Origin of the sequence: Pseudomonas sp. R25(2017) (assembly GCF_002112565.1) — a bacterium.
GTDB lineage: Bacteria > Pseudomonadota > Gammaproteobacteria > Pseudomonadales > Pseudomonadaceae > Aquipseudomonas > Aquipseudomonas ekonensis.
The window spans coordinates 146,909-161,338 of the sequence record NZ_NEHZ01000013.1 but is presented as its reverse complement, the minus strand read 5'-3'; the positions used below and the strand labels follow the sequence as shown (position 1 = coordinate 161,338).

13 protein-coding genes are annotated in these 14,430 nt (G+C 65.5%); 4 read left to right on the top strand and 9 right to left on the bottom strand.

All coding sequences use genetic code 11. The features are described 5' to 3' along the window. Positions 1 to 202 precede the first annotated feature (202 nt). The gene (gene katG / locus CAG31_RS18050) at positions 203 to 2,470 is read left to right on the top strand and encodes a catalase/peroxidase HPI (RefSeq protein ID WP_085583591.1); all 2,268 of its coding nucleotides are present in this window, start codon (positions 203 to 205) and stop codon (positions 2,468 to 2,470) included. A gap of 204 nt (positions 2,471 to 2,674) precedes the next feature. On the opposite strand, the gene pepN is transcribed toward katG, so the two are convergent. The 6 genes from pepN to CAG31_RS18020 are packed head-to-tail and all read right to left on the bottom strand — an operon-like array spanning position 2,675 to position 9,191. After that, complete coding sequence (gene pepN / locus CAG31_RS18045; RefSeq protein ID WP_085583589.1) at positions 2,675 to 5,332, bottom strand: aminopeptidase N; 2,658 nt, start codon at positions 5,330 to 5,332, stop codon at positions 2,675 to 2,677. A gap of 10 nt (positions 5,333 to 5,342) precedes the next feature. Then, positions 5,343 to 6,173, bottom strand: coding sequence for a DUF2797 domain-containing protein (locus tag CAG31_RS18040; protein ID WP_085583586.1), 831 nt, complete (start codon positions 6,171 to 6,173; stop codon positions 5,343 to 5,345). Then, on the bottom strand, positions 6,170 to 6,430 hold the full coding sequence (locus tag CAG31_RS18035; protein WP_085583584.1) for a YeaC family protein: 261 nt from the start codon (positions 6,428 to 6,430) through the stop codon (positions 6,170 to 6,172). The genes CAG31_RS18040 and CAG31_RS18035 overlap by 4 nt, the downstream gene beginning before the upstream one ends. Before the next feature lie 33 nt (positions 6,431 to 6,463). Continuing rightward, complete coding sequence (locus tag CAG31_RS18030; protein WP_085583582.1) at positions 6,464 to 7,333, bottom strand: rhomboid family intramembrane serine protease; 870 nt, start codon at positions 7,331 to 7,333, stop codon at positions 6,464 to 6,466. Next, complete coding sequence (locus CAG31_RS18025; RefSeq protein WP_371856112.1) at positions 7,330 to 8,304, bottom strand: metallophosphoesterase; 975 nt, start codon at positions 8,302 to 8,304, stop codon at positions 7,330 to 7,332. Before CAG31_RS18025 ends, CAG31_RS18030 begins: the two co-directional genes overlap by 4 nt. Beyond that, entirely contained in the window at positions 8,301 to 9,191 is an 891-nt protein-coding gene (locus CAG31_RS18020) for an NAD(+) kinase (protein WP_085583578.1), read from the bottom strand. The genes CAG31_RS18025 and CAG31_RS18020 overlap by 4 nt, the downstream gene beginning before the upstream one ends. A gap of 113 nt (positions 9,192 to 9,304) precedes the next feature. On the opposite strand from CAG31_RS18020, the gene CAG31_RS18015 reads away from it, so the two are divergent. Continuing rightward, positions 9,305 to 10,255 carry a DUF1853 family protein gene (locus tag CAG31_RS18015; protein WP_085583576.1) on the top strand — a complete coding sequence of 317 codons (951 nt, stop codon included), beginning with the start codon at positions 9,305 to 9,307 and terminating at the stop codon, positions 10,253 to 10,255. Between the two features lie 87 nt (positions 10,256 to 10,342). On the opposite strand, the gene CAG31_RS18010 is transcribed toward CAG31_RS18015, so the two are convergent. Next, positions 10,343 to 11,626, bottom strand: coding sequence for an arsenic transporter (locus CAG31_RS18010; protein WP_085583574.1), 1,284 nt, complete (start codon positions 11,624 to 11,626; stop codon positions 10,343 to 10,345). A 258-nt stretch (positions 11,627 to 11,884) separates the two neighbouring features. Then, on the bottom strand, positions 11,885 to 12,442 hold the full coding sequence (locus CAG31_RS18005; protein ID WP_085583572.1) for an NADPH-dependent FMN reductase: 558 nt from the start codon (positions 12,440 to 12,442) through the stop codon (positions 11,885 to 11,887). A gap of 183 nt (positions 12,443 to 12,625) precedes the next feature. On the opposite strand from CAG31_RS18005, the gene CAG31_RS18000 reads away from it, so the two are divergent. Both CAG31_RS18000 and CAG31_RS17995 read left to right on the top strand, forming a co-directional pair. Next, a complete protein-coding gene (locus tag CAG31_RS18000; protein ID WP_085583570.1) occupies positions 12,626 to 12,862 on the top strand; it encodes a hypothetical protein in 237 nt (78 codons plus the stop codon). An 85-nt stretch (positions 12,863 to 12,947) separates the two neighbouring features. Further along, on the top strand, positions 12,948 to 13,841 hold the full coding sequence (locus tag CAG31_RS17995; RefSeq protein WP_085583568.1) for a LysR family transcriptional regulator: 894 nt from the start codon (positions 12,948 to 12,950) through the stop codon (positions 13,839 to 13,841). Here CAG31_RS17995 and CAG31_RS17990 read toward each other — a convergent pair. After that, complete coding sequence (locus CAG31_RS17990; RefSeq protein ID WP_085583566.1) at positions 13,807 to 14,421, bottom strand: GNAT family N-acetyltransferase; 615 nt, start codon at positions 14,419 to 14,421, stop codon at positions 13,807 to 13,809. The genes CAG31_RS17995 and CAG31_RS17990 overlap by 35 nt on opposite strands. Positions 14,422 to 14,430 lie beyond the last annotated feature (9 nt).

Below are 14,430 nucleotides of genomic sequence, written 5' to 3'. Positions count from 1 at the left end.
AGATGCGGCAACCGCTCAACCACGCGGTTCTCGCGGGTGCATCCCACGTATCAACACGGCGCATCACCCCGTAAAGACCTGAAAGCTTTCCCCTATCGGCCTCCAATAGTCGGCCTATTAGCCGACTGCCGGAGTCGGGACTAGCCTTACTAGTCCGAAGTCGGCACGAGCCGGCCGCAGAAGACCTGATAAGGACCCGAACATGGCAAACGAATCGAAATGCCCGTTCAATCACGCCGCCGGCGGTGGCACGACGAACCGCGACTGGTGGCCCAATCAACTGAACCTGAAGATCCTCAGCCAGCATTCGCCCAAGTCCGATCCGCTGGGCAAGGACTTCGACTACGCCAAGGCCTTCAAGAGCCTGGACTTCCAGGCCCTCAAACGCGACCTGACGGCGCTGATGACCGACTCCCAGGACTGGTGGCCGGCCGACTTCGGCCACTACGGCCCGCTGTTCATCCGCATGGCCTGGCACAGCGCCGGCACCTACCGCACCGCCGACGGCCGCGGCGGCGCCGGCTCCGGCCAGCAGCGCTTCGCACCGCTCAACAGCTGGCCGGACAACGTCAGCCTCGACAAGGCCCGGCGCCTGCTGTGGCCGATCAAGCAAAAGTACGGCCGCAACATCTCCTGGGCCGATCTGATCGTGCTGACCGGCAACGTCGCGCTGGAGTCCATGGGCTTCAAGACCTTCGGCTTCTCTGGCGGCCGCCCGGACGTCTGGGAACCCGATGAAGACGTCTACTGGGGTTCGGAAACCACCTGGCTCGGCGGCGACAACCGCTACGGCAAAGGCCCGGACGTGCAGCCGCCGGGCGACGGCACCCTGGTGGCCGAACCGGCCATCCACGGCAGCGAGGAAAGCCGCACCAACCAGGGCGAGCGCAATCTGGAAAACCCGCTGGCCGCCGTGCAGATGGGCCTGATCTACGTCAACCCGGAAGGCCCTGAAGGCAATCCCGACCCGGTGGCATCGGCCAAGGACATCCGCGAAACCTTCGGCCGCATGGCCATGAACGACGAAGAGACCGTGGCCCTGATCGCCGGCGGCCACGCGTTCGGCAAGACCCACGGCGCCGGCCCCGCCGACCATGTCGGCCCGGAACCGGAAGCGGCAGGCCTTGAGCAGCAGGGCCTGGGCTGGAAAAGCACCTTCGGCACCGGCAAGGGCGGCGACGCCATCACCAGCGGCCTGGAAGTGACTTGGACCACCACGCCGACGAAATGGAGCAACAACTACCTGGAGAACCTGTTCGGCTACGAATGGGAACTGACCAAGAGCCCCGCCGGCGCCCATCAGTGGAAACCGAAGAACGGCGCCGGCGCCGGCACCATTCCCGATGCCCACGACCCCGGCAAACGCCGCGACCCGACCATGCTGACCTCCGACCTGGCCCTGCGCTTCGACCCGGCCTACGAGCAGATTTCGCGGCGCTTCCTGGCCAACCCCGATCAACTGGCCGACGCCTTCGCCCGGGCCTGGTACAAGCTGATCCACCGCGACATGGGCCCGCTGTCCCGTTACCTCGGTCCGGAAAATCCCAACGAGGAACTGCTCTGGCAGGATCCGATCCCGGCGGTCGATCACCCGCTGGTGGGCGACAGCGAAATCGCCGAGCTCAAGAGCAAAGTGCTCGCCTCAGGGCTCACGGTGTCGCAGTTGGTCTCCACCGCTTGGGCCGCCGCATCCACCTTCCGCGGCTCTGACAAGCGCGGCGGCGCCAACGGCGGGCGTCTGCGCCTGGCGCCTCAGGTGTTCTGGGCGGCGAACCAGCCCGAGCAACTGGCCAAGGTGCTGGCGACACTCGACGGCATCCGCAATCAGTTCAACGACAGCCATGGCGGCACGAAAATCTCCTTCGCCGACCTGATCGTGCTGGCCGGCAATGCCGGCGTCGAACAAGCGGCGAAAAATGCCGGGCATTCGGTCACCGTGCCCTTCTCGCCCGGCCGCACCGACGCCACGCAAGACCAGACGGACGTGGACTCCTTCGGTTTCCTTGAACCGCACACCGACGGCTTCCGCAACTACGCCAAGGCCACGTACCGGGTATCGGCCGAAGCGCTGCTGATCGACAAGGCGCAACTGCTCACCCTGTCGGCGCCGGAGATGACCGTGCTGCTCGGCGGCCTGCGGGTGCTGGACACCAACGCCGGCCAAACCAAGCATGGCGTGTTCACCGACCGTCCCGGCACCTTGACCAACGACTTCTTCCGCAACCTGCTGGACATGGGCGTCGAATGGGCGCCGACGTCGAAAGCCGCCGATGAGTTCGAAGGCAAGGACCGCAAGACCGGCAACGTGAAATGGACCGCGACCCGGGTGGATCTGGTGTTCGGCTCCAACGCGCAGCTGCGTGCGCTGGCCGAGGTGTACGCCAGTGCCGATGCGAAGGATCAGTTTGTGAAGGACTTCGTGGCAGCGTGGAGCAAGGTGATGGAGCTGGACCGGTTTGACCTGAAATAGCGTCAAGCCAAAACCGGTGGGAGCGGGCCTGCCCGCGATGACAGACACTGACGCATTGCCTGGTCAGACGTCATCGCTGGCAAGCCAGCTCCCACAGGGTTCTGTGGAGTGACCGGCACCTGGATCAACCCCACATCCACATCAGGCCGGGCTCCCACAGGGTTTTTGTGGGGTTGCCGGCTCTTGGCCAGCCCCACATCTACCTCAGGCCAGGCTCTTGCTCACCACTTCATACACATCGCTGGACAGCTGGCCGGACGCGAGGATCCGCTCCAGTTCGCCCTTCATCAGCGCCTGACGGGCGCTGTCGTATTTGCGCCAGCGGGTCAGCGGCGCCAGTTGCCGCGAAGCGATCTGCGGGTTGAGCGCGTTCAGTTCGATCACAAGGTCCGCCAGGAAGCGATAGCCCGAACCGTCCGCCGCGTGGAAGTTGATCAGGTTCTGCCCGGCGAACGCGCCGATCAGCGCACGTACCTTGTTCGGGTTCTTGATGCTGAACGCCGGGTGCTGCATCAGCGCCTTCACCCGGGCCAGACCGCCCGGCAAGGTGCTGCCGGCCTGCACGCTGAACCACTGGTCCATGACCAGCGGATTGTCCTTGAAGTGCTCGGCGAACGTGGCCAGGGCCTTGGCCTTCTGCTCCTCGAACGGCGAGTTGACCAGCACGGCCAGCGCCGTCAGGCGTTCGGTCATGTTGTCGCAGGTGTCGAACTGCTCAAGCGTGGCGGCGAGCACCTCAGGCTTGCCGCTGAGCATCAGGTACGACAGCGCGATGTTCTGCAGCGCACGGCGGGCGAAGTGCTCGGCTTCGGCCACGTACGGCGTCTTCTTCGACAGGTCGCGGTTGGCCTGGTAACGCAGCCACAGCGCTTCGAACAGGTTGTCCGCCAGTTGCCGGCGGGCGAACTCCCGGGCGGTGTGGATCGCGTCGACGTCGGCCGTCTCGCTGATCTCGGTCAGGTAGGCTTCGCTCGGCAGCGACAGCATCTCCGCGACCATGGCCTGGTCCAGCGACTCGTCGGCCAGCACGGTGCGCAGGGCCGACACCAGGCGCGGATCCAGCACCAGGGGCTCACCCTTCTGCTGTTGGGCGATCAGTTCCTGCAGCACCAGCACCGACAGTTGCTGACCGGCATCCCAACGGTTGAAGCCGTCGCTGTCATGCTGCATCAGGAACATCAGCTGGTCGCGGCTGTACGGGAAGCTGAGCTTCACCGGCGCGGAGAAGCCGCGCAGCAGCGAAGGCAGCGGCTGCTCGGCGACGTCGACGAAGGTGAATGTTTGCTCGGCCTCGGTCACCGAGATCACCCGGGAGGTGCCCTGCGCCGAGGCTTCGCCCGCCAGGCGCAGCGCGACGGCGTTGCCCTGGCTGTCCAGCAGGCCCAGCTCGACCGGGATCACGAACGGCAGTTTCTCGACCTTGTCCGGGGTCGCCGGGCAGCTCTGGCGGAACGTCAGGCTGTAGGTCTTCGCAGCGGCGTCGTAGGACTCGCTCACCGCCAGGCGCGGCGTGCCGGCCTGGCTGTACCAGCGCTTGAACTGGGTCAGGTCGACGCCGTTGGCGTCCTCCATGGCCTTGACGAAATCGTCGCAAGTCACGGCCTGGCCGTCGTGGCGCTGGAAGTACAGGTCGCTGCCCTTGCGGAAGCCCTCGGCACCCAGCAGCGTGTGGATCATGCCGACCACTTCCGAGCCCTTTTCGTACACGGTGAGGGTGTAGAAGTTGGAGATCTCGATGAAGCTGTCCGGGCGCACGGCGTGGGCCATGGGGCCGGCGTCTTCGGCGAACTGGTGGGTGCGCAGGTACGCCACGTCCTGGATGCGCTTGACCGTGGCCGAGTTCATGTCCGAGGAGAAACCGGCGTCGCGGAACACGGTGAAGCCTTCCTTGAGCGACAGCTGGAACCAGTCGCGGCAGGTCACGCGGTTGCCCGACCAGTTGTGGAAGTACTCGTGGGCGACGATGGCCTCGACCCGCTGGTGCGCGGCGTCGGTGGCGGTCTCGGCGCGGGCCAGCACGGCGCTGGAGTTGAAGATGTTGAGGCCCTTGTTCTCCATGGCGCCCATGTTGAAGTCGTTCACGGCGACGATCATGAAGATGTCCAGGTCGTACTCGCGGCCGTAGACCTCTTCGTCCCAGCGCATGGACTTCTTCAGGCTGTTCATGGCGTGCTGGCACTTGTCGATGTTTTCCGGCTCGACATAGATGCGCAGCGCCACGGTGCGCTGGCTCATGGTGGTGAAGCTGTCCTCGACGCACCACAGGTCACCGGCCACCAGCGCGAACAGGTAGGCCGGCTTCATGAACGGGTCTTCCCAGGTCGCCCAATGCCGGCCGTCTTCGCCGGGGCCCGAGGCGACCGGGTTGCCGTTGGACAGCAGCACCGGGTAGCTGTGCTGCTCGGCCACCACGGTGGTGGTGAACTTGCTCATCACGTCCGGGCGGTCGAGGTAATAGGTGATCTTGCGGAACCCTTCGGCCTCGCACTGGGTGCAGAACATGCGGCCGGACTTGTACAGGCCTTCCAGCGCGGTGTTGCTCTCCGGGTGGATGCGCACGCTGGTGTCGACCGTGAAGGTCTCGCTGGCCGGGTGCAGGGTCAGGTGGCTGTCGGTCAGTTGGTAGTCGGCGGCGCCCAGTTCCTGGTCGGCCAGGGTCACCGACAGCAGCTCCAGCTGCTGGCCGTCGAGCACCAGCGGCGGCAGGCCCGGGCCGCGGGCCGGGTTGCGGCGCATCACCAGTTGCGCGTGCACCAGGCTGTGATCCTCGAACAACTCGAAGGTCAGGTGCGTTTCGTCGATCAGGTACTCGGGCGCCTGATAGTCCTTCAGGTAGATCATCTTCGGTTGTTCGGTGCGCATGCTGGCGTCCTTATTGATGCACGGCGAGCTGGTAGGCCGTGTACTTGCGAATGTTGATCACGCCGGTGTCGAAGATCAGGTACTGGCCCTTGATCCCCAACAGGGTGCCTTCGGCAATCGGGTTCTTGTCCAGGTTGAAGCTGACGATTTTGGCCGGGTATTGCTCCACCGGATAGCGGATCTCCAGCGGTTGTACGTCGGTAACTTTCTGAATCGCTTGTAGGCCGAATCGCTGCTGCAGGCCCAGCAGGCCTTCGGCGCAGCTGTCGAACAGCCGGTCGCGCACCTGCACCAGGTCCACCGCCTCGGCATCGCCCTTGAGCAAGGCGCGCCAGTTGGTCTTGTCCGCCACCTGGGTGCGCAGCAGATCCTCGACGAACCCCGACTGCTGGCGGGTGGCGACACGCAGGATCGGCAGCGCCTGGCTGGCGCCCTGGTCGAGCCAGCGGGTCGGCAGCTGGGTGGCGCGGGTGATGCCGACCTTGATCCCGGAGGAGTTGGCCAGGTACACGACGTGGTCGGTCATGCAGAATTTTTCGCCCCACTCGGGCTCCCGGCAGGTGCCTGCATCGTAGTGGCACCGCTCCGGGCTCATGATGCACACGTCGCACTGGGCCAGCTTGGTCATGCACGGGTAGCAGTAGCCCTGACTGAAGCTGGTCTTGGTCTTGCGTCCGCAATGGGTGCAGTGGATCGCCCCCAGGTACTCCAGACGCAGCGTGCTGCCGATCAACGGGTTGACCGGCACCTCGACGCCGTCCAGACGAAACGCGTACTGCACGTCGGCCCCGTCCAGGCGCGCCGACATCTTGCTGATGGAACCGCGGCCGATCTCGATCAATGGATGGCGTCCGACTTGAACAGGATGTTCGGCACTTCGATCGACTTCGACGAGCACTCTTGCGGGCCCATGTAACCGGTGCGCTCTTCCTCGGGCAGGTTCTGGATCTCCCAGGCGATCATCGCCTGCAGCGACAGTTCGCGCTGCTCGGCAGTGAGCTTGTTGCCGTCCGACCACTTGCCGATCTCCACCGCCAGCTTCAGGCTGCGGTAGATGTCCGGGGTGATGTTTTTGATCATTTCGTTGAAAGAGGACATCAGGGTCTCCGGTCTCTTTTTCCAGTAAACGGTTCAGGCGGCCAGTTTACGGCGGTTGTACAAACCGCCCAACAGGCCGGTGAAGCATCCGATGAACAGCCCGCCGACGTGGGCGGCGTTGGCGATCTGGCCGAAGCCGATGGCCGAGACCAGCCCGGACAGGCACACCAGCAGCCACACCAGCATCATCACCAGCACGCCGCGCGGCAGGCGGTAGGCCGGGTTCGGCGCCAGCAGCTGGAAGATCCAGCAGTGCCCGAGCAGGCCGTAGAGCACGCCGGACAGGCCGCCGAACAGGGTCGGGCCGCTGAACAGGTATTGGGCGAAGTTCGACACCAGGCTGAACAGCAGCGTCAGGCCGATCAGGTTGACGCCGCCCTGGCGCGACTCGATGCGCCGCCCCAGCTCCCAGTACCACATGCCGTTCATGGCCAGGTGCAGGATGCCGAAGTGGATCAGCATCGGCGTGACCAGCCGCCACCACTGCCCCGCCGCGAGGCTGTCCGCCAGCGGCGTGAACTGGATGTACTCGCCGACCACGCGGAATTCGAGGAAGGTCAGCCAGCGCATCGTGTCGAGGTTGTCGCCCAGCAGGGTCAGCGCAGCGACGATCAACGTCAGCAGCAGGACGGACGCCGTGGCCTTGGCGTACTTCAACTGTTCGACGAAGCCCGGACGGCTGAGGGGCTGCCCCGCCGGGATGTCCAGTTGCAGGTCGGGGTCGCCGGCCGGGAAGCGCTCGTACAGCGAGCGCACGTCGTCGCTGATCTCCGCCGGCACCCACAGCACCTGCTCGCCCGCCTCTTCGCTGACGCGGTGGGGCACCTGCATGCGCTGCAGCAGTTTGACGAAGCCGCTCAGGTCCGCCGCCAGGGGCAGACGCAATACCGCCACCGCGCTCATCGCAGCACCTCCGGCCGCTCGACGTCGACCCAAACGAACTTGTGCGGATCGAGGCGGGTTTCCTGATCCAGGCGATAGGCCACCAGCTTGCCGTAGAGCACCGCGCTGTAGTCCAGGCAGGCGAGGTTCGGCCGGATCGGCGCCGGCTTGCCGCTGCGCCAGTAGTGGCCGACGAACAGCAAAGGCTCATCGATGCCGTAGCGCAGCAGGCTGTTTTTCTCGCTCGAGGTCAAAGGCTTCTGCGCCACCGGCTCCGGCAACGCGTCGGGCTGGAACACAATGTCGCCGTAGGTCTGCGGATCGTCCTCCCAGAACTTGGTGCGGAAGAACGCACGCACCAGGCCGTCGCCGCTGGTCATCGTCAGGCCGTCCGGCAGGCGCATGTCGGTGCCGCGCAGCAGGCGGTCGAACACGGTGCAGGCGAAGCTGCCCGGCACGGCCGAGGCCTGGAGGAAGTGTTCGTCAATGCGCGCATCGGGGAAAAGGCCGCGCAACGGTTCGATCATGCCGGCGTCCCAGCAGGCGTGCACCACGCGGAAACGCCCGGCGTCCGCCACCAGCGGCAGTTCGTAGAACCATTGCAGGAAGTCGTGCCAGTCGTGCGGGTGCTGCTCGAATTGGGTCAGGGTCTCGTGCAGCAGGCGCGCGTGGCGCGGCGTGTGCTCGCGCACGAACTGCTTGCCGCTGCCGGGCAGCGCCGGCGTGCTCCAGCCCAGGGCGTTGAATTCGTGGTTGCCCATGATGCACAGCGCCTGACCGGCCTCGACCATGTCGTGGACGATGTGCAGCGCCTCGCGGATCCGCGGGCCGCGGTCGATGATGTCGCCGACGAACACCGCCATGCGCGACGGATGCCGCCAGACGCCGCCCTGCTTGTGGTAGCCGAGCCGGTCCAGCAGATGCTCCAGCGTCAGGGCGCAGCCGTGCACGTCACCGATCAGGTCGTAACTTCGCGCAGGATCGAGCATCACTCGCCTCCGCCACCCAGCCTGCTGCCCCAGCCGAGCTTGGTGCGGCAGACTTCGTAGTAGTTGTGGTCCAGCGGATGGATCAGGCGCAGCTTCTGCGCCTTCTTGCTGACGGTGATGGTGTCGCCCGGCGCGCAGGTGAAGTGGTTCTGCCCGTCGCAGGACACTTGCGGGTAGATCTGCATATCTTTGGACACGACGATTTTCAGCTCACTGTTGCCATCGACCACGATGGGCCGCCCGGACAAGGTATGGGGGTACATCGGCACAATCACAATGGCGTCGAGCTTGGGATGCATGATCGGGCCGCCGGCGGACAGCGCGTAGGCCGTGGAACCGGTGGGCGTGGAGACGATCAGGCCGTCGGCCTTCTGGCTGCAGACGAACTGGCCGTCGATGTACAGCTCGAACTCGATCATCCGCGTCGACTTGCCGGGGTGCAGCACCACGTCGTTCAGCGCATCGCCCTGGCCGATGGCTTCGGCGTGGCGGCGCACTTCGGCCTGGAGCAGGAAGCGGTTCTCCACCAGGTAGTGGCCGTCGAGCACTTCGGCGACCTTGACCTCCAGCTCGTCGGGGCGGATGTCGGTGAGGAAGCCGAGGCTGCCGCGGTTGATCCCCAGCACCGGTATGTTGTGCCGGGCCAGCGCCCGGGCGGCGCCGAGCAGGCTGCCGTCGCCGCCGACGACGATGACCATGTCGCAGACCTCGCCGAGCATCTTGCGCGAGGACGTCTGCAGGCCGTGGCCCGGCAGGACTTCGGCGATGGTGTCTTCGAGGATCACGTGCAGGTGGCGATCGAGCAGAAAGCGTTTCAGTCGGCGGACGGTATCCAGCACCTGGGAGCTGCCCAGGCGACCGATGATGCCGATATTGCGAAATTGCTCCATGGGACTCCTGCGGGGCGGATGCGGCGAAAAGCACGATTATGGGCGAAAGCGGCGCATAGACAAAATCCTTTCAGCCACAAGGGCGTACCCGCGTTTGGGGCTATGCTCGCAAGATGATCCTATTTCCCGATTTGCTCCAGTTGCCCCACCGCCTGCGCCACCCTGAGGTGCGCGATCTGGCGTGGGTGATCCTCGCCCCGCCGATGCTGGCCGCCACGCCGTGGCCGCAGCGCCATCCGCTGGCCGCCAGCGACTGGGTGAGCGATCCTGAACGGCTGGAGCACTGGCTGCGCCGGCTCGACCGCGACAGCTACGGCCTGCTGCACTGGCTGTCCCAGGCCCGCACCCGGCGGCTGGGCCTGTATTACGAACGGCTGTGGCAGTTTGCCGTGGAGCACGCGCCGGGCATCGAACTGATCGCCGCCAACCTGCCGATCCGCCGCGACGGCCACACCCTGGGCGAACTGGACATGCTGCTGCGCGACCGTGACGGCGTGCATCACCTGGAACTGGCGATCAAGCTCTACCTCGGCCCGCAGAACGGCGGCGGCCAGGATCCGGCGCAGTGGCTGGGGCCCGGCTGCCATGACCGGCTGGACCGCAAGCTGGCGCACCTGAGCGAGCATCAGTTGCCGATCTCCGCCCGGCCGGAAAGCCGCGAAGCGCTGGCGGCGCTGGATGTCGGGCCGTTCAGCGCGCAATTGTGGCTCGGCGGTTATCTGCTGTATCCGTGGCCCGGAGAATCCCAACCGCCCGACGGTGCCCATCCGCAGCACTTGCGCGGCAGTTGGCTGCACCAGAAAGACTGGCCGGCGTTCGTCGCACAGCGACCCGCCGGACGCTGGCAACCCCTGCCCCGCCACGCCTGGCTGGCGCCGGCCCACTATCCGGCGGACCAGACCTGGAGCAACGGCCATCTCCAAGCCTGGCTCGATGCGCTGGAACCGCTGGCCCCGGCGCAGCTGATGGTGCGCCTGACCGAAAACGCCCGCGGCGAATGGGAAGAGGCCGAGCGGCTGTTCCTGGTGTCCGACCTGTGGCCGAACGTGCCGGGCCAGGTTTGAGGTCGGCGGCGTACCCATCGCCAGCAGGCTGGCTCCCACAGACATCCCTATGTGGGAGCCAGCCTGCTGACGATGGGGCCGACGCGGTTACAGCGACAGCCGAACGGCCAGCGCCGCCAACGTCACCAGCAGCACCGGCACCGTCAGCACGATGCCGACCTTGAAGTAGTACCCCCAGCCGATGCGGATGTCCTTGCGCGCCAGCACATGCAGCCAGAGCAAGGTCGCCAGGCTGCCGATCGGGGTGATCTTCGGCCCCAGGTCGCTGCCGATCACGTTGGCGTAGACCATCGCCTCCTTCACCACGCCTGTGGCTTGGCTGGCGTCGATGGACAGCAGGCCGATCAGCACCGTCGGCAGGTTGTTCATGATCGACGACAGCAACGCCGTCAGCACCCCGGTGCCCAGCGCCGCGCCCCATACGCCGTGCCCGGCGAAGACGTCGAGCCAGCCCGCCAGGTAGCCGGTGAGCCCGGCGTTGCGCAGGCCGTAGACCACCAGGTACATGCCCAGGGAGAAGATCACGATCTGCCAGGGCGCCTCTTTCATCACCTTGCGCGTGGAGATCCGATGCCCGCGGGCGGCGATGGCCAGCAGCAGCGCGGCGCACGCGGCGGAAATGAAACTGATCGGAATGCCCAGCGGTTCGAGGGCGAAGCAGCCCGCCAGCAGGATCAGCAGCACCGCCCATCCGGCGTAGAACGTGGGTTTATCGTGGATCGCCGTTTCCGGGCGTTCCAGTTGCTCGGGGTCGTAGGCCTTGGGGATGTCGCGCCGGAAGAACCACAGCAGCATGCCCAGCGTCGCGGCCACGCTCACGACGTTGACCGGCACCATCACCGCCGCATAGCGGTTGAAGCCGATGTGAAAGAAGTCGGCGGAAACGATGTTGACCAGGTTCGACACCACCAGCGGCAGGCTCGCGGTGTCGGCGATGAAGCCCGCCCCCATCACGAACGCCAGGGTCGCGGCAGGGGAAAACCGCAGCGCCAGCAGCATCGAGATCACGATGGGCGTGAGGATCAGCGCCGCGCCGTCGTTGGCGAACAGCGCCGACACCAGCGCGCCGAGCAGCACCATGAACGCGAACAGCTTGCGCCCGCTGCCCCGCCCCCACCGCGCCACGTGCAACGCGGCCCAGGCGAAGAACCCGGCTTCGTCGAGCAACAGACTGATGATGATCAGCGCGACAAACGTGCCGGTGGCGTTCCAGATGATCTGCCACACCAGCGGTATGTCAGACAGGTGCACCACGCCGAACAGCAGCGCCAGCACCGCACCGAACGTCGCGCTCCAGCCGACGCCGAGGCCTTTGGGCTGCCAGATCACCAGTGTGATGGTCAGCAGGAATATTAATGACGCAGCCAGCATCCGCGAAAGCCTTCATGAAATGGAAACGCGGACAATGCCCGAATGTGGGACAGGAAAAAAGCCTGCGGGAGCGGTCGGTCATTCACATCGGTTGTGAATGACAAGACGCCATCGCCAGCAGGCTGGCTCCCACAGGTATCTCCGTTGGACGCAGCGTTTGCATTCATCACAGAACATTGTGGGAGCCAGCCTGCTGGCGATGGCGTCAGCCGGGGCGCCGCAAGACATCAAGGCTACCCCGTCAGTCCGGCCGCCAAATCACTTCTTGTGCTGCTCCACCCACTGCCCGTAGGCATCGATGAACCCCTGCAGGAACGGCCGCACCGACTCATTCAGCTTGCCCGCCTCGTCGAACGCCGAGCCGGCGCCGCCCAGGTAGGCTTCAGGCTGTTGCATGCACGGCACATTGAGAAACACGAAAGACTGGCGCAGATGCTGGTTGGCGCCGAAACCGCCGATGGCGCCCGGCGAAACACTGATCACCGCCCCCGGCTTGCCGCTCCAGACGCTTTTGCCGTAAGGCCGGGAACCGACGTCGATGGCGTTCTTCAGCGGCGCCGGCACCGAACGGTTGTATTCCGGGGTGACAAACAGCACTGCGTCGGATGAAGCCACTTGCTGACGGAAAGTCCTGTAGGCTGCCGGCGGCGAATCACCGTCGATGTCTTCGTTGTAAAGCGGCAGATCGCCGATTTCGACAATGTTCAGTTTGAGGTTCGCCGGCGCCAGCTCCGCGAGGGCCAGGGCGACCTTGCGGTTGAGCGACGCTTTGCGGAGGCTGCCGACCACTACTGCGACGTTGTAGACATTGCTCATGGGAAGACTCTCGACTGTCCGTGGGAGGAGCCTGTAGTTATAGATGATCCGTCGGCGTTTTCACCAGACGGCCGGGAAATCCCGGTGCACGCATTATTTTTTTCCTGTAGGAAAACTTACCGCGCCCGATGACGGTCTACCCAGCCGTCAATCCAGCGTTTTATCTCCAGAGGTTCTAAACAGATGGCAGCAGTACTCGTCGGTCAGTTCCATGCAAGAGATGCGGAAGGCCGCGTTTATTCCGTGCATGAGTACCAGGAATCCAACCCGTCGGCAGACGGACTCACCGGCACGGAGCCCGTCACCACCTACAAGCTGGCGATCGGCGATCGCATCAACAAGATCGACGAAAACGAATTCCTGCTGGTGCAGTCCGGCATCACCCTGATCCGCGAACCCGACTCCGTCATCGCTTCATAACCGGCCGTTATGAGCAGAAGTCTTCCGTGCCGAGTTGGGGTAGGATTCAGCCACTGACCCCAACCGCCGGACATGGACTTGCCGCATGCGTTTACGTCATATCGAAGTGATTCAGGCGCTGCTGCAGACCGGCCATGCAGGCACCGCGGCCGAGTGGCTGCAATTGTCGACGGCCGAGGTCGAAGCGCGGTTGCGCGAGGCCGAGAGCGAGTTGGGGTTCATGCTGTTCGCCAGCGTTCGCGGACGGCTCCAGGCCACCCCGGAAGCCAAGGCGCTGCAAGTCGAGATCGGCCACATCTACGAAGCGCTGGAGCCGGTGCAGCGTCTGGCCGACAGCCTGCGCCAGTACCTCGCCCCGCCCCTGCGGATCACCGGCACACCGCCGCTGGCCCAGCAACTGCTGCCGCAAAGCCTCGCCGCCCTGCGCCGACGCCTGCCGGACGCCCCCTGCACCCTGTTCAGCGAACCGACCCGCGACATCGTCCGCCGCCTGCTGCTGCGAGAATGCGACCTGGGCCTGAGCCTGCACGATCCCGAACACCCCGACATCCATTGCCAGGCGCTGGCCCAAGGCAAGCTTCAGTTGCTGGCGCCCCACGGCTGGCTGCAGCCGAAGCAGAAGTACGTTTCCCTGCCGGATCTGGCCGGCCAGGCGATGGTCGGCCTGGAGGGCCAGGATCCGCTGAGCCCCGCGCTGGAGCACAAGCTCCAGGCGCTGCGTCCGGCGCCGAGCATCCGCACCCGGGTGCAGACCCACCAGATGATGCGCAGCATGGTCGAGGCCGGCGAAGGCCTGGCCATCGTCGACCCGTTCACCGCCCTCGGCGCCCGTGCCGCCGGCCTCGATGCCTGCCCGCTGTCGCCGGCGGTGCCGGTCAGCCTTTACGCCCTGACCTACCGGCACGCCCCGTCGCCGGCGGCCATCCAGACGCTGCTCGCCCTCGTCACGGAACAAGCCGCGGCGATGTTGGCGGGCTGACCGGCCCTTCCAGCGGGTTATCGAACAATCGATACCAGAACAGCGCCACTTCGGCGGTGTTCGGGTCGATGCCGCGGTAGCGCAGGTGATCGATGCCGCCGATCACATAGCCGCAACGCTCGTACAGCCGGCAGGCGCCGAGGTTGTTGTTCTGGGTTTCGAGCATGATGCCCGGGAGTTTCTTCTTGCGGCTCCAGAACTGCGCCACATCCAGCAATGCCTTGGCCACGCCGTGGCGCCGCGCCGGGGCATGCACCGCCAATTCGTCGATATGGGCGAAGCCGTTCCAGTTGGTGCTGACCACCAGATGACCGACCGGCTCGTCGCCCAGGTAGGCCATGAAGATTTCGCTGTCGGCGGCGTCGCGGTAGCTGCTGAATTCTTCAGGGTCGATGCCGTAGCACTTGCGGTACGGCACGATCGGCGTCACGGCCCACGCCGCCACAGGCCGGCCGATCTCGGCGGCGCCGTAGGCGCTGACCTCGAAGCTGAAGTCGCTGCCCCAGATGTACGCGGCAAAGCCGTCGTCGGCGACCCGCACCGACAGGCCGGGATGTTTCGGGTTCATAAGCGCTTGCATAGGGTTGTA

What these genes read in the sequence shown, in the direction of transcription:
- CAG31_RS18000 (WP_085583570.1), top strand. Translation starts at nt 12,626, where the DNA reads ATGGCAGCAGTACTCGTCGGTCAGTTCCATGCAAGAGATGCGGAAGGC.
- CAG31_RS18030 (WP_085583582.1), bottom strand. Translation starts at nt 7,333, where the DNA reads ATGAGCGCGGTGGCGGTATTGCGTCTGCCCCTGGCGGCGGACCTGAGC.
- CAG31_RS18010 (WP_085583574.1), bottom strand. Translation starts at nt 11,626, where the DNA reads ATGCTGGCTGCGTCATTAATATTCCTGCTGACCATCACACTGGTGATC.
- CAG31_RS17995 (WP_085583568.1), top strand. Translation starts at nt 12,948, where the DNA reads ATGCGTTTACGTCATATCGAAGTGATTCAGGCGCTGCTGCAGACCGGC.
- pepN (WP_085583589.1), bottom strand. Translation starts at nt 5,332, where the DNA reads ATGCGCACCGAACAACCGAAGATGATCTACCTGAAGGACTATCAGGCG.
- CAG31_RS18035 (WP_085583584.1), bottom strand. Translation starts at nt 6,430, where the DNA reads ATGTCCTCTTTCAACGAAATGATCAAAAACATCACCCCGGACATCTAC.
- CAG31_RS18005 (WP_085583572.1), bottom strand. Translation starts at nt 12,442, where the DNA reads ATGAGCAATGTCTACAACGTCGCAGTAGTGGTCGGCAGCCTCCGCAAA.
- CAG31_RS18020 (WP_085583578.1), bottom strand. Translation starts at nt 9,191, where the DNA reads ATGGAGCAATTTCGCAATATCGGCATCATCGGTCGCCTGGGCAGCTCC.
- CAG31_RS17990 (WP_085583566.1), bottom strand. Translation starts at nt 14,421, where the DNA reads ATGCAAGCGCTTATGAACCCGAAACATCCCGGCCTGTCGGTGCGGGTC.
- katG (WP_085583591.1), top strand. Translation starts at nt 203, where the DNA reads ATGGCAAACGAATCGAAATGCCCGTTCAATCACGCCGCCGGCGGTGGC.
- CAG31_RS18015 (WP_085583576.1), top strand. Translation starts at nt 9,305, where the DNA reads ATGATCCTATTTCCCGATTTGCTCCAGTTGCCCCACCGCCTGCGCCAC.